This is a genomic window from Maribellus maritimus, assembly GCF_022267315.1.
GTDB lineage: Bacteria > Bacteroidota > Bacteroidia > Bacteroidales > Prolixibacteraceae > Draconibacterium > Draconibacterium maritimum.
The window spans coordinates 80,823-95,974 of record NZ_JAIKLE010000026.1 but is presented as its reverse complement, the minus strand read 5'-3'; the positions used below and the strand labels follow the sequence as shown (position 1 = coordinate 95,974).

6 protein-coding genes are annotated in these 15,152 nt (G+C 38.5%); all 6 read right to left on the bottom strand.

Annotated features, from left to right (window positions below; translation table 11 throughout):
• Positions 1–16 precede the first annotated feature (16 nt).
• Positions 17–2,392: an ABC transporter permease gene (locus K5G00_RS20455; RefSeq protein ID WP_238768100.1), complete on the bottom strand. Its 2,376-nt coding sequence runs from the start codon at positions 2,390–2,392 to the stop codon at positions 17–19.
• 27 nt (positions 2,393–2,419) lie between these two features.
• Positions 2,420–4,732, bottom strand: a complete 2,313-nt coding sequence (locus tag K5G00_RS20450; protein ID WP_238768099.1) for an ABC transporter permease — start codon at positions 4,730–4,732, stop codon at positions 2,420–2,422.
• Between the two features lie 224 nt (positions 4,733–4,956).
• On the bottom strand, positions 4,957–7,311 hold the full coding sequence (locus K5G00_RS20445) for an ABC transporter permease (protein ID WP_238768098.1): 2,355 nt from the start codon (positions 7,309–7,311) through the stop codon (positions 4,957–4,959).
• A gap of 23 nt (positions 7,312–7,334) precedes the next feature.
• Entirely contained in the window at positions 7,335–9,677 is a 2,343-nt protein-coding gene (locus tag K5G00_RS20440; RefSeq protein WP_238768097.1) for an ABC transporter permease, read from the bottom strand.
• 225 nt (positions 9,678–9,902) lie between these two features.
• Positions 9,903–12,308 (bottom strand): ABC transporter permease, encoded by a 2,406-nt coding sequence (locus tag K5G00_RS20435; protein ID WP_238768096.1) that lies wholly within the window; start codon positions 12,306–12,308, stop codon positions 9,903–9,905.
• Positions 12,309–12,642: 334 nt separating this feature from the next.
• The gene (locus K5G00_RS20430; RefSeq protein ID WP_238768095.1) at positions 12,643–15,144 is read right to left on the bottom strand and encodes an ABC transporter permease; all 2,502 of its coding nucleotides are present in this window, start codon (positions 15,142–15,144) and stop codon (positions 12,643–12,645) included.
• Between the last annotated feature and the right edge of the window lie 8 nt (positions 15,145–15,152).

Below are 15,152 nucleotides of genomic sequence, written 5' to 3'. Positions count from 1 at the left end.
GTGCTGATAGTGAAAGCTATTCGTATCTCAAACTTTCCACTGGATTTTTGGTTGCTGCTTTTATGGTTTCGTAACTGGTGCTTATTAAAATAATTATCAATAGCATAGCTGCACCCGAAATAAATATCCAGGGCTGTGCCGGCAATTTATTAGCGCTTGGCAAACTGTTATAAGCAAGCCATGCGGCAGGAAAAGCAATTCCCAGTGCATAGGCTATCAGCCAATAGTATTCTTTATTTAATAAATGGAAAATTCGTAACGATGAGCTTCCGTTGATCTTCCGTATTCCAATTTCTTTGGTTCGGCGTGTCACGGAATAAGAAACCAAACCAAACATTCCAACAACTGCCAGCAGTACATTTATAAAAGTAAAAAACAGCAAAGTTTTGTTTACAGAGTGATAAATTTTAAAACTGTTTTCACTGTTAAATGCCAACGGAACATCGCGAATTTCAAAAGGATCGTTTGGAAATATTTTTTCCAGTTCGGATGTCAGGATTTCCTTTGCTCTCTTCTGCATTTCTTTTTCTGCCCGAAAAGCAAAAATCCAGTTTCCTTTAACTGTATTTGGTGCCAGAACTAAAACGCATGGATCAACCGGGTTATGCATGTCCTGGTAAACAAAATCCTGTACCACACCTACTACTTTAAGCTTATTATCGTTGATTCGCTTTCCAATTGGGTCTTCCCATCCAAAACATCTGGCTGCTGTTTCGTTGATAATACACGTATTAGCTGCATCGCCCCTGAAATCAAAAGAGAAGTTCCGCCCGGCAACCAGTCTGGCATCTAAAACCGAAATGTAATCGTAACTCACGTTGTTAAACCGGCAGTTGATTTTTACATTCGGATCACCTCCCTCCCAGTTAACTGATCCTCCGCCAAAACGAACAAACGGTAAGTTTTTCGACATGGATACATCTTTAATTCCAGGATACTGAAGCAGACGGCTGCGAAGCTGGTCAAACATTACCTCAGTTTCAGAAACAGTAATTTCGGTATATAGCAGCCCCTCTTTTTCAAATCCCAGATCTTTTTCAGTGATGTGTTTTATTTGCATGGAAAAAGACAATGTAAGTACAATAAGAAACAATGAGATGGCGAACTGTGAAGTGACCAGCACTTTTTTTAGATTGAGGGAAGAACTACTTTTTTTGCTGTAAAAGTTTCCTTTAAACAAATCAATAATTTTGTTTGAGGCCATAAACCAGGCCGGATAAGTTCCGGATAGGATTCCCGTAGTAATTGCAACTAAAATGGTTAACAAAATAAATTTCCAGTCGTTTCGCCAAATGAGTTCAATTTGTTTGTCGACAATATTTGAAAAGACAGGTAAAAAGAGTTCTGCAACCAAAAATGCAAATATCAAAGCGATCAGTGATACAACAACAGTTTCACTCAGAAACTGAAGTACAAGCGAATTGCGTTTGCTACCGATCGCTTTTTTTACTGCCACTTCTTTTCTACGCATTGATGCTTTTGCCAGCGATAAATTGATATAATTGAAACCGGCCATAGCAAGAATAAATACCCCGATAAGTCCAAAAAGTTTCAACACTATCAGGTAATCGTTTTTCCCGTTAAAGTTGAGGTATACTTTCGACAAAGGGCACAGCTGAAGTTTTTCGTTTTTTATGGTCTCGTACTTTGTAAACAGGTCTCTTATTTTTTCCTCTGCCTGCTTGTGACTGGCTCCCGGATTTAACAAAGCATATGTCATACAATCGCCCGACCAACTTTTGTTTCTGGCAATATTTTTTAAAGGTTTTAGTGTTGCAAAAGAAATAATGTAAGTTGGGCGGAGGCTCGTGTTAAAGGGGAGGTCTTTGTATACACCCGTTACTTTTAGTGTATATTTTTTGTCCAGCAGAACTGTTTTATCCAAGGCAGAATTATCTCCAAAAAGTTTCTCGGCAACGGTTTCGGAGAGGGCGACTGAGAAGGGCTCGTTTAAGGCTGTGCTTTTGTTTCCGGCGATAAATTCGTAGCTAAATAAATCGAAAAAATAACTGTCGGCATGAATTCCTTTGTCGTCGTATATTTTGTGCTCTGAATTTGTAAAAAGGAAACTTCCTCCGTTTTCGCGGATAACCGAAATTTTTTCAAATTCGGGGAAGTGTCCTTCTATCATTTGCGCAGTGAATGCGCGGGTGTGAGGAGAAATATCATTTCCATTTGTGGTATAAAGTGTTTGTGTAAATTGTCTTTGAATGCGATAAAGCCGCTTGTAATTTTGGTGATTTTTATCCCAGTTAAGTTCAAACCGAACAAATAGTGCAATGAGTATAAAGGCAGAGAATCCAATGGTGAGGCCTAAAATATTGGTTGCTGAATATATTTTGTTTCTTACCAATTTCCGAAACCAAAGTTTTAGAAAGATAGTTTTTATCATGATTCGTCTGATCTTTTAGTCTTTTTGTTATTCATACCTCAATGCTTCCACCGGATTTCGCGTTGCCGCCCACCAGCTTTGCCAGCTAACAGTTAAAAGCGAAATTCCAAGTACCAGTATTCCCGACAAAACGAAAACCCACCAACTTAAAGTAGTTTTATAAGCAAAACTTTCCAGCCACCGGTTCATCGAATACCAGGCAACCGGACATGCAATAACAAATGCAATTACAACCCATTTCACAAAACCGGAATTCAGCATGACCAAAATTTCGCGAACTTTTGCACCGTTTACCTTACGTACTCCAATCTCTTTCGTTCTTCTGATGGCTGAAAATCTTGCCAGCCCTAATAATCCCAAACTTGATAACAGCAAAGCTATAACAGCATAAATTACAATCGCTTTTGCCTGGTTTTCTTCTTTACGGTACATTGTGTTTATCCATTCGTCATAAAACCGGGGTTCAAAGTTTAAATTAGGTTCAAATTCTTTTAGTGTATTTTTTATTACATGTAATGTTCCGGGTATATCATTGCCGCTTATCCTGATATTCAGATTGCTCAAATTATCCGGGTCGTATTTAAGCTGTATAAATCCCAGCTCCTGATGCATATCTTTAAAATGAAAATCTTTTACCACACCTACGATTTTTGAACCGAAAACTTCGGATTCATCAATATCATCTAATTGAAGGTAATCGTAAGTTTTTTTATTAATAATACATACATTCTGGCCTTTGTCAGTTAAACGAAAATTACGGCCTTTAACAATTTCGAGCCCAAATGCAGAGAGAAAGGAAGTATCTGAATTCATTACAGATAAATTGTCAATTTCATATTCAACACTATCTTTCTTCCAGGAACCGGAACTCGTCGAATATATGGCAAACGGTCTGCCGTGCGTAGCTGTTACATCTGTAATATTCGGATACTTTAATAATTTCTCCTTGATCACCGCTGCCTTGTCGCTTGTTTTACCCTGAAGACGAACCTCCAATAGAAATTCCTTGTTAAAGCCTACGTCCTTCGTTTTAACAAAGTTGATTTGTTTGGTAATAATTGAAAGGGCAATAATTAAACTCAAAGTTACCGTAAGCTGTATTGTATTAAATACACCTCTCACATTTGAGTTTCTCAACAATACTTTACGCTGTAATAAATCAATGGCATTATACTTTGATGCTGCCAGAGCCGGTAACGCACCCGTAAGGCCGCCTATTACAACAAAAATCAGGATAACGGCAAGGAGTATTTGCGGATTTTGCAAGGCTTCGAAAATATTTACCTCCCTGCCAAACAAATCTTTAAAAAGCGGAGAAATGATAATGGCAAATCCAACAGCCAAAAGCAAAGCTATAAAACAGGATAAATAGGATTCAGATAAAAACTGTGAAAAAATGGTCTCACGTTTTGCTCCTGTGGTTTTGCGAATACAGATTTCTTTATGCCGCTCACTATTAAGAGCAGTTGTAAGATTGATGTAATTAAAAACAGCCAGCACTAAAATAATAATCGCAATCCATGAAAGCAGTTTTATCATATTAAGGTTGGCATGATTAAACAGGTCGTTATCTCCCTTAAGATCGAAATAAATATCTTTAAAAGGCTGAACGTTTAACAATGTTTCATCATATCCTTCATAAGGTTTTAAAATTTCCATGATTTTTGCTTCGGTTTCGGCGGAACCTGTGCCAGAGCTTAGAAGGAAAACGGCATTTAACATCTTATAAGTTACCTCATTAAAGCCTCTTGTTGAGCCAAATAATTCCTGATCCAGATTAAAAATAACATCGTATTTTAATGAACTTGATTCAAGGGGATCTGCAATTATAGCCCTGACTTCCTTTTTTTCATTATTACCAAATTCCAAAATTTCGCCCAATGGATTTTTATCACCAAACACTCTTTGTGCAAAACCTTCTGTTATTAAAACGTCGGTCTTTGCCTTTAATAAATCTTTTGTTGTGCCCTGTATAACATCAACGGAAAAGATATCAATAAACTCTCCATTTGTAGCAACAGCTTTTGCCCATTTCTTCTCACTATTATATTCATAGAGTACGCTTGTTGCTTCGAGCAAACACAACTTTTCAATCTCAGGTGCTGCGTTCAGAATTGGCTGATACATTCGTTCCGGTATCTGGGCATTTCCATCGGCCTGCTTAATCCGGTACATATAATCAATGTTGGGGAAATGTTTATCCACATTTTTTTCTTCTATAATATAGGAAACAATCATAACCAACACCGCCAGGCTGATGGCAAATCCTCCAATGGTGATACCATAAATCAGTTTGTGCTTTTTGAAATTTCGGAAGTAAGATTTAATTGAGGTACTCATTAATTAGTTTTTAATGTTATGTGTGTAACACTTGTTGTCAAGGTACTTTCCTTTCAAGATGTACTTAACTTATCAAATTCAATACCTCTATTGTAATGCGCATGTTTTCAGATATTTAAATTGGAAGTAAAATGAGAGTGTGTCAAAATTTTTTACATACTCTGTATAATATTTTGTCATTTAGATCTCCCAAACTCCATTCTCAGGTAACCATAATCGTCATCTTACTCATAACGTAGAGCTTCAACAGGATTCTGCGTGGCTGCCTTCCAACTCTGCCAACTTACTGTTAAGAGTGCAATTCCCAATACCAGCACTCCTGCCAGTGCAAATATCCACCAACTCAGGTTGGTTTTATAGGCAAAGTTTTCAAGCCATTTATTCATGCTGTAATATGAAATTGGAGTTGCTACAACAAATGCAATTACTACCCATCTTACAAAGTCTTTATTGAGCATTGTGAGTATTTCAGAGATTTTGGCGCCGTTGACTTTGCGGATACCGATTTCTTTGATTCTATTCTGGGCGGCAAACATCGACATGGCTAAAATTCCCATACAACTTATGACAATAGCGCAAACAGCAAATAGCGTAAATGCCTTTCTGAATTTCACTTCTTCCTGGTACAAATGTTCAACCGCCTGGCTGAAAAATGAAACTTTTACAGGAAAAGAAGGGGATAATTCTGCGGCCATCGATTGAATATTTTCAAATGTATTTCGAAGTGCTTTAAAGTTTTCGGTTTTTAATTTTATCAGCGCAATTGAAGCGTAATTGTCATTCCGAATTACCAGCGGCGCAATCGGTTCATTTACTGGGCGGAAGTGAAAATTTTTTACAAGGCCAACGATTTCGTAGTCTGGTCCTTTATATCTGGGCATAATTGCTCCTATGGGATCTGTGATTCCGTATTCCCGGCAGAATTGTTCGTTTACAATTACTTTATGTTTATCTGTTTCTAAATTGTCAGAATAAAATCGTCCTTTCAAAAGTTGTAATCCCATAATATCGAAGAAACCGGCATCGGCGCTGAACGTCCTGAATTCTACTTGTTTCTTCTCACTGTTTTGCTGAAGTTCAAGTCCCCAGCCCGAATTCATTTTTCCCGGGTAATATTGCGTGAATATTACCTCTTCAATGTTTGCCTGCGCAAGCAATTCGTCTTTCAGAACATCTTTTTTACTTGCCAACTGGTCTGTCAATTCTATTCCGACAATATTTTCCTGGTTCATTCCCAGATTGCTGCTTCCGAAATCAACTTGTTTTTGAATTAAAATGGTAAAGAGAATCAGGATAATGGCGACGACAAATTGTGCAGAAACCAGTGTTCCTTTACCAAATGTTTTTGTGTGTTTGAAAACGATTTTCTTTTTGAGGTTAATGAGGGTTTCGGAAGAAGCAATTCGAAATGCAGGCACAATGCTGCAAAAAAGACTAAGAACAAAGATACAAACCAGGGAGATAATTAAAAATTCACCGGAATAAATGATTTGCGGGTTAAATGTTATGGTTGTTTCATGGGCAAGTATCGGAGTAACAATGGTTGTAATCAGACAAGCAACCAGGAACGCAAAGGAGAATTGCAGAAACGTTTCGAAGAGCATTTTTAACATTATCTCTATACGTTTTGCCCCGATAACTTTTAAGATTCCGGTTTGTTTTATTTGGTCTCTCCATTGTGTGGTAGAAATATTGATGAAATTGACCAGAGCCACTACTAAAATCAGAAAGGCCACAACAGAAAGTAAAATTACCTGTGTTTTATTGCCGCTTTTTATGAACGTGAGATAATCGTCGTGAGCAGAAAAATAGATATTATCTAACGGAACCAGGTTTAAATCGACAACTTCCTTTTTTTCTTCTTCCGGAAATAATTTAATAACCTGATTTTGTACAGAAGAAGGATTTACTTTATCGTCTAATAATAGAAATGTTTGGTAGTTGTTCCATCCCCAGGTGGTAAAATCTCTTTCATCGTCAGACTGTACCCGTTTCATGGTTTCAATATTGGCTATTGAGTTGAATAAGAACAATGTATTGGAAGGCTGCTCTTTTAATACGGCAGTTACGGTAAGAAAATGCTTGTTATCTAGTTTAACTGTTTTTCCAACAGCGGGTTCATCTGCAAACAAACGCATTGCCAGTTTCTTTGAGAGTACCACCGACATTGGCGCATCGAGGGCAGTTTTAAGGTCGCCTTCTAATACTGTATAATCAAACAGTTCAAAAAAATTACTATCAGAAAATATCAAGTCCGATTCAACAGGATCTTCGTTTTCGACTTGGTAAACAGGAGGATTCCACTTATCTCTCATCCGGATGGATTTTTTTACTCCGGCAACGTTGGCTTCAATGGTCGGTTTTAAAATCGCCGGAGTGAAGAACCAGTTTTTCCCCGGCTGTATGAGATAAATATTCTCATGATTTTTGTGAAATCTGTCTGTTGTAAATTCGCTGTATGAGTAAGCCGACAGAATGATAACCAATGCAAGGCTCACCGAAAGCCCGAGCAGGTTAATACCTGCTGTTACTGGTTTTCGCAACAGGTTCCGAAGGATAAGTTTGATTGTGTTTTTCATTTTCTCTGGTTGTTAAATGCTTTTTACTCATATCGTAGGGCTTCTACCGGATTTCTCGCAGCTGCCTTCCAACTCTGCCAACTCACAGTTAGTAATGCGATTCCCAATGCCAATACCCCGGCTAAAGCAAATATCCACCAGCTTAAACTGGTTTTGTAGGCAAAACTTTCCAACCATTTGGTCATGGCGAAGTACGCAATTGGTGTAGCAATAACAAATGCAATCACTACCCATTTCACAAAATCCTTATTGAGCATTGCCAGTATTTCTGATATCCTGGCACCGTTTACTTTTCTTATGCCGATTTCTTTAATTTTAACCAGTGATGAAAAATAGGCCAATCCAAGAAGGCCTAAAACAGCAATAAGTACTGATAAGAAAGTCAGGATTTTAATGGTATTCCCAAAACGCGCTTCTGTTTTGTATAACGATTTAATTTTTGTATCCATAAACTCGTATTCGAATACGGTATTTGGGAAATACTGGTTGGCAGCATTTTTTAAAAGCGCAACTGTTTCAAGCGGGCTCCCTTTAAAACGTAGAATGGAGTGAGTTATCTGGCCCGGATCCAGAAAAACAACAAACGGTTCAATTTTAGAGCGCATCGACTGGCTGTGAAAGTCTTCCATTATTCCACAGATTTTATATTTATTTCCTCCAAGTTCAACGCTTTCACCCCAAGGATCTTTAATTTCCCTTTCCTCGATAAAAGTTTGATTTACCACACAATATCCTTCAGCAAACTCAGGGAAGGTTGTGCCTTCTTTAAATTTTAGTTCCAGCGTTTTGAAAAAATCGCGATCAACACTCACGTAGTCAACTACTTTTATTGTTTCGTTTCCTAAACTGTCTTTTGATACAAAACCAAAAATATTTCGTCGGTCGGAAAGTGGGGGAGCGCTTGTCCCGGAAACATCCAAAATTGAAGAGTTTCGTAAAAGTTCGTTTTTAAAAGTGGGGTAGTTCTTTATGTCTTCCGGAGCTATTTTCACTGTAATCAGCGATTCCTGATTAAAACCCAGTTTGCTTTTTTGCATAAAGGACAATTGTTTTTGTACAAAAACCGAACAAGAGATCAGGGTTATAAATGCTGCAAGTTGAAAAGTCAGCAAGGAGTTGAAAATAATCTTCCCGGTTATTCCTTTGCTGAATTTGTTTTTTAAAATATCGAGTGGCTTTTGGCTTCCGTTGATGATTTGATTGATAAAGGCTGACAAAAAAACAATGGAAAAAACAGTTGCAAGCAATGTCAATACAATGGTCGTAACATTTAAATCAGAAGAAAATGAACCTTCAAAAAAGTTTTTGAAATAGGGTTTTGAAAGTACAAACAATCCTACGGTAATTAGAAACGAGACAATAGAATAAAGCAGGACGGACGCAATATTCTTTTGGAAGAAATCAGATCTCCGTGCGCCCGAAATCTTTTCAATACCCAGGTAGCGCATTTGCTGCGTTTTTTCAACCGTTGACAATAAGACATAATTTACAATTGAAATAATAAGAATCAGAATTCCCAGTGCAGAAAAAATTCGAATTCGCCGTTGTACATCGCTGGTTAGATGGATTTTGGTTAGTGGCGTGGAAATTAGAGTTGGAGCGCGTTCCAATTTTGCGTGAGTTACATATTCATCTGTCAATTTTTTTGTAAAATCATTCGGGGCAATTCCTTTTTTTAGCTGAACGTAACTTTTGCATTTAAAATCCCAGTCAGAAGCATAGTTTGTTTTTCCGGCTGTTTTCATAAACTGCTGTAAACTTCCAATCCAGTGAAAATTGACGTTCGAATTGTCGGCCGGATTCTGAATAATTGCAGTAACAACAAAGTCGTAAATGTTATCTTCCAGACTGATTCTAACTGGTTTCCCAATGGCATTTGCTCCGTTAAAATATTTGTTGGCTACATCTTCCGATACAATCAAAGGATTGGGATTCGAAAAGCTGCTTTGTACACTTCCAATAATAAAATCAGATTCAAAAAAATCGAAGAAACTTTCCTCTACAAAAGCCATTTTCGATTTGTCTGATTTTATAAATCCGTCGTCGTTTCCAATAAAAATCGCATTTTCCCTCATTTCGAACGAAGTACTTTGAACCACTTCCGGGTAGCGATTTTGCAACGAGTCGGTTAATGGATACGGAAGACTGAACGAAAAGTACATCTCGCCAAACTGATCCCGGGCATCAAGCAAGTATTTATTTTCAGCATTCTTTTGGAAATGATCGAAACCGGATTCATGCAAAACATAATATCCAGTTACCATAAATACCCAGAGTCCGATTACAAAGCCCGTAATTTTTAATATCGAAATGTATTTATTCCGTGTTAGATTGCGCCATTCAAGTTTTAAAAAATATTTAATCATTTCCGTTCGTCTTTGTTATTCATGTCTTAAAATTTCAATCCCGAGTTGCTTTATTCCCAGTGTTTTGTTTAACCACCCACCGGTTTTGCCGGTTAATAATCCCCTTAATTCTTTGAGGTAGAATTTGATCCAGCGTATATTGATTGCAGTTGAGCATTTCATCAAAACTCTATCTTTTCAATTTTGCTGTTCCCGGCTCTCCCCTCGAGGAGGTTGGGTGGGGCTTTACTCGTACCGTAGCGCTTCTACAGGATTCCTCGTTGCGGCCCGCCAACTTTGCCAACTCACAGTCAATAATGCGATGCCCAATGCCATAACTCCGGCCAATGCAAAAATCCACCAACTTAAATTGGTTTTATAAGCAAAGTTTTCGAGCCACCTGTTCATGGCATACCAGGCCAGGGGAGTGCCGAAAACAAAAGCAATGATTACCCATTTTACAAAATCTTTGTTTAGCATGACCAATATTTCTGATATGCGTGCTCCATTTACTTTGCGCACACCGATTTCCTTAACTTTTTTATTTACGGTATGCGAAACCAAAGCATAAAGTCCAAGGCATGCAATTAGTATTGCCAGCAAAGAACTTGCTCCGGCCAGCTGCCCAAGCTGTTTGTAAGAAAAATATTGTTTGTTAAAATAGCCGTCAAGGAAAAAGAAATCGGCCTGGGCCTGCGGATAATGTTTCTCCCAAACCTGTTTTACCGACTTCATTAATGCCGGAATATTTGAAGTTTTAACCAGCGCCGGATAATAGCCAAATTCGTGTGGATGCCTGAATTGATAAATATAGGGTTCCAGCTCTTTTTGCAACGATTCGTGATGAAAATTTTGGGCAACACCAACAATCTCCATCTCGTTGTCTCCAATATTAATTTTTTCACCAACTGCCCGTTCTGCCGCTTCAAAGCCCATGGCTTCAGCCGCTTTTGTGTTTATAATTACATTTTTGCTTTCGCTGGCCAATATGGGATAGAAGTTCCGGCCTGCAAGAATCGGAACCTGGTAAGTGGCGAAATAGTTTTCATCGGAAAAAGAAATATTAAACGTTGTATTTAATTGTTTTCCTCTCCGGCTAACCGTTACGTTGTTGTACCGGTTGGTTTGCCCCGGAATGTTCATTGTGGCTGTAACTTTTTCAACATAAGGCAATTGTAAGAGCTCTTCTCGGAAAGCGCAAAATTCATGGTAACGTCTTTCCCCGGTTGTATTATTGGTTGCCGGGCCCCGCATTACTAAAACCTGACTTGGGTTCATTCCCAAGTTACTTTTCTTTAGGAAATTGATCTGTTTAAATATCAGTGTCGTTGAGCCAATGAGAACAATAGCTAGCATAAACTGAAACACGGTCAATCCGTAACGAACCGAACCAAAACCACCGGAGTTGGTAATTTTGTTGTTAACTACCTGCAAGGGATTAAACGAAGATTGCAGCAGCGCCGAAATGGTTCCGGTAAAAATCATACCCGACAACAGTATGCCTCCAAACATAACCCAAAACCATGGCTGTAAAAAAGAAGCGATGGAGATATTGTTATCCACAAACGACCTGAAAAGGGGTAAAACAAGCAGAATAAGTACCAATGAAAAAAGAATGGACGTGAGATTAATCACAAGCAACTCTGCCAGATGATATTTCGTTAAAGACCGGTTGTTGGCCCCGTTAATTTTTCGGATAGCCGAGGCTTTAACACGTTCAAACGACAAGGCTGTTGATATATTGATATTATTTGTCCACGCAATAACGATAATAAATATCGCAACAACAAGCAACAATTTCACTTTGGTAGAATTTCCCTGGGGAACAAATTCACCTTCCAAATCCGACTGCAAATAAATGTCTTTTACCGGCATGATGGAATACCCGGCCTGCAGGCCATCTTTCCCGTTGTTTGTCAGGTATTTTCCGGCTGTTTCTGTTAGCAGATTTGTAATATCCGTTTCCGTAGCAGCAGGTGTTTTTCTGAAATAAGTAGAAACAAAAATTCCTCCCCAGTTTCCCTGGCGCTTGACGCCGTAGTCTTCCAACGTATAAAAACTGACAACAAAATCGTAATGCAGGTGCGTATTTTCTGGAAGAGATTTAAAAACGGCTGTTACGGTAAACGGGATGCCTTCATTTAGTTTAATAATTTTTCCAACCGGGTCTTCATCACCAAAATAAATGCGGGCCATTTTATCAGAAATTGCAGTAGTGTATTTATTGGATACAGCAGTTGAAATATCGCCCAAAACCATTTCATTCTGAAAAACGGTAAAAAAAGCGCTGTCGGCCCAAACTACATCCTGGTTGTACATTTGAACATTATCGGTGTACATAAAACATGATTCGTAAAAAGCCCTGCAACTTGCCGCAATCAATTCCTGGTTGCCCTGCAACGCAAGCCCCAGTGCTGATTGTGTTCGGCAACTGTTGGTTAACTGTTTCCCGTCTTTTGAAGCATGGTAACTAATACGGTATAAATTTTCAGTCTGCGGATAAAACTTGTCGTAACTTTTTTCATATTGAATGTGCATCCAAAGCATCGCAAAGGTTGCTATTCCAATCGATAGGCCAATAATATTTACTATAAAAAAGCGCCGGTGTTTGGCAAAGTTTCGGAAGATGAGTTTCAGATAATGTTGAAGCATTTTTATATGTATTCAATTGTTGATTTTTCATTCAAGTATAATGGTTTAAGAACCTCAAATTTTCAAATTGCCAATGACGCTATTGCAATACGAATCTACATTTTCTCTTTTTCGACCACCAACAAAAATGCTGCGTCAATAAGATTTGTATCTTCCTGTTTTCGGTATCTTGATTATGATTCTTAAATTTTATAGTTGACATCTCATGTTTTAGAATCAAATAAAATACCTAAAATGCACGATGTTGATTGTCAGCGTGTTGTGCTTTTTGAGGGATTTGAGTTGTCAAAATATTATACACTTTGTGTTAAAATTTTATACGCAAAATAAAGACTTACTCATATTTCAAACTTTCTACCGGATTTCGTGTTGCGGCTTTGTAAGATTGAAAAGAAACGGTTAGTAAAGCAATTCCCAGCGTTAACAATCCGGCAAGTACAAAAATCCACCAGCTCATATCTGTTTTGGACGCAAATTTTTCCAGCCATTTTTGCATGGTGTACCAGGCAACAGGGACTGCAATTACAAATGATAAAATTACCCACTTTATAAAGTCGGCGTTTAGCATGGCCATAACTTCAGTAATTTTTGCACCATTTACTTTTCGAATTCCAATTTCTTTTGTCCTTTTTTGAATTGAATTGGCGGCAAGCCCAAACAATCCCAACACAGCCAGCAGAACCGACAAAAAGGTATATACAGAGAAAATTCCTGCCAGTTTTTTATCGGCGCTCATTTGAAGCTGGTATTTCTCGTTTGTAAATTTGATTTCAAAGGGGTCGACAGGGAAAAATTTCTCCCACTCTTTTTTTAGGGCTGATAACATTTCGTCAGGTAAAGCAGAACCGTCAAAAAGTGTTGTAATATAGCCAACATCGTATTTCCATCTGTAACTATGCATCAAAAGCAGAGGCTCAATTTTTTTTCGTGGCGACTCCTGATGGAAATCTTCAATTACTCCACAGATTTGAAAGGTACTTTTAGGAATACTTAGAAAATCGTTAACCTCCACTTCAACAAATTTTCCGACAGCCGCTTCAGGTGAAGGAAATCCCCATGTTTTACAGGCTGCCCGGTTGATTGCCAGTTTTGTTCCTTCAGGTGAATCTTCTTCTGTAAATATTTTTCCGGCCAATAGTTTCGGTTCAAATACTTCCTGAAAACGGTGGTCAATGTTCAGAATTCCAAAATTATCGCCCTTCAATTCCGGCTTTCCTTCCGGGTAAATATGATTGCTGTGAAAACTGATCTCTTTCCCGGGAATGCATGAACTTACCGTAGTAGCTTTTATCCCCGGAAGTTTATTTATTTCATTCATGTAGGAAACCAGTTTTTGCGTGGCACCCTCTTTTTTTATCAGGCTCATAGGCGTAAAAGAATAGGCTGTTTGTTTTATTTTCAGGCCTACGTCTTTGTTTTTCATAAAAGAAACCTGCCGGATAATGGTAATTGTTCCGATAAGCAATCCGATGGAAGCTGCAAACTGGAAGACAATAAGGGAGCGACGCAGCGTAAATCCGTCGTTGTTTTTGGCAAATCTGTTTGAAAGGAGCATTTGTGTCCTTTTTGAGATAAGAATGAATGCAGGATAGATACCGCTTAAAAAACTCCCTGCGATAAACAGACCGATAAACCTGAGCAGAAAAATTGAATGAACCGGTAACTGTCCGTTAATTCCGACGTACCTGCTAAGTTGTCCCCGTAAGGCAAAAAATAAACCGAGAGCCAGCAGAATAGAGAAAGCATTAATCATTACGGATTGAAGAGTTATTTGGGAAAGAAGGCCGGATGACGAAGCCCCGCCTACCTTTTTAAGGCCGATTTCTTTTGCCCGTTCAATTATTTGAGTTATCTGGAAATTGACAAAGATTATCCAGCTCATTACTAAAATCAGGAAAGCAATAATATAAAGTGCAGATATGGTTTTTGAATCTGTATTGGGAGAAATTTCCTGTTCGAAGTCGGAGTTGGCATGAATCGATTTTACGGGTTGAAGAATAAACGCAGATTTTTGTCCGTCTTCAATCAAATGGCTGGTATACTTTTTATAAATCGCCGGGAACTTTTGGGAAACAGAGCTGATTTTCACGTTCTTTTTCAGCCGGAAATAAGTATAAGCCTGTGGGTTTCTCCAAAGTCTGCCCGAAGAAGAAGGTGGTTCCAAAGATCCGGTAATGGGTTCCAATCTAAGTTTTGAAGTGGCATTGTCGAAATGTGTTATGTAATAGTACAGTGATTCCCTGGAAATCAGGATGTCTGCTTTTAAATGGCTGTTTTCAGGGATGTCGGCAAATACACCTGCAACAACAAATTCCCAGCCTTCGTTGAGTTTAAAATGTTCATTCAGCGGATCTTTTTGTCCGAACAGTGTTAAGGCTGCCTTTTCGGAAATTACTGCCGATTGAATTGTTGGGAAAGGATTCGTTGCATCGCCGGCAATAAACGGGCGGTTAAATACTTTAAAAACATTCGCATCGCTCCAGTAGAACCGGGCATCTTTCAGGAAATGTTCAGTTGTAAATGCGGTTACCACATCAGGCCACAGTCCGGTAGCACACTCTATTTCCGGGATTTCGTCGGCTAAAACCCTGCAAAGCCCGGGATAGTTGGTAGCGCTTGTAGTTTTACTTCCATTGGGAAGAGTTTTTTTCAGTGCCAACCGGAAAATCTGGTCTGGCGCTTTCCATAACCTGTCAAAATTTTTCTCATGCTGAATGTAAAAGAAAATCAACAAAAAAGAGGTCATTCCAAGCGTAAGAACAAAAATGCTTAAGAGACTGGGCAGTTTCTGTTTTTTTATTAGCCGGAGAACGATTTTGAAATTGGTTAGGTTCATTGGTTACC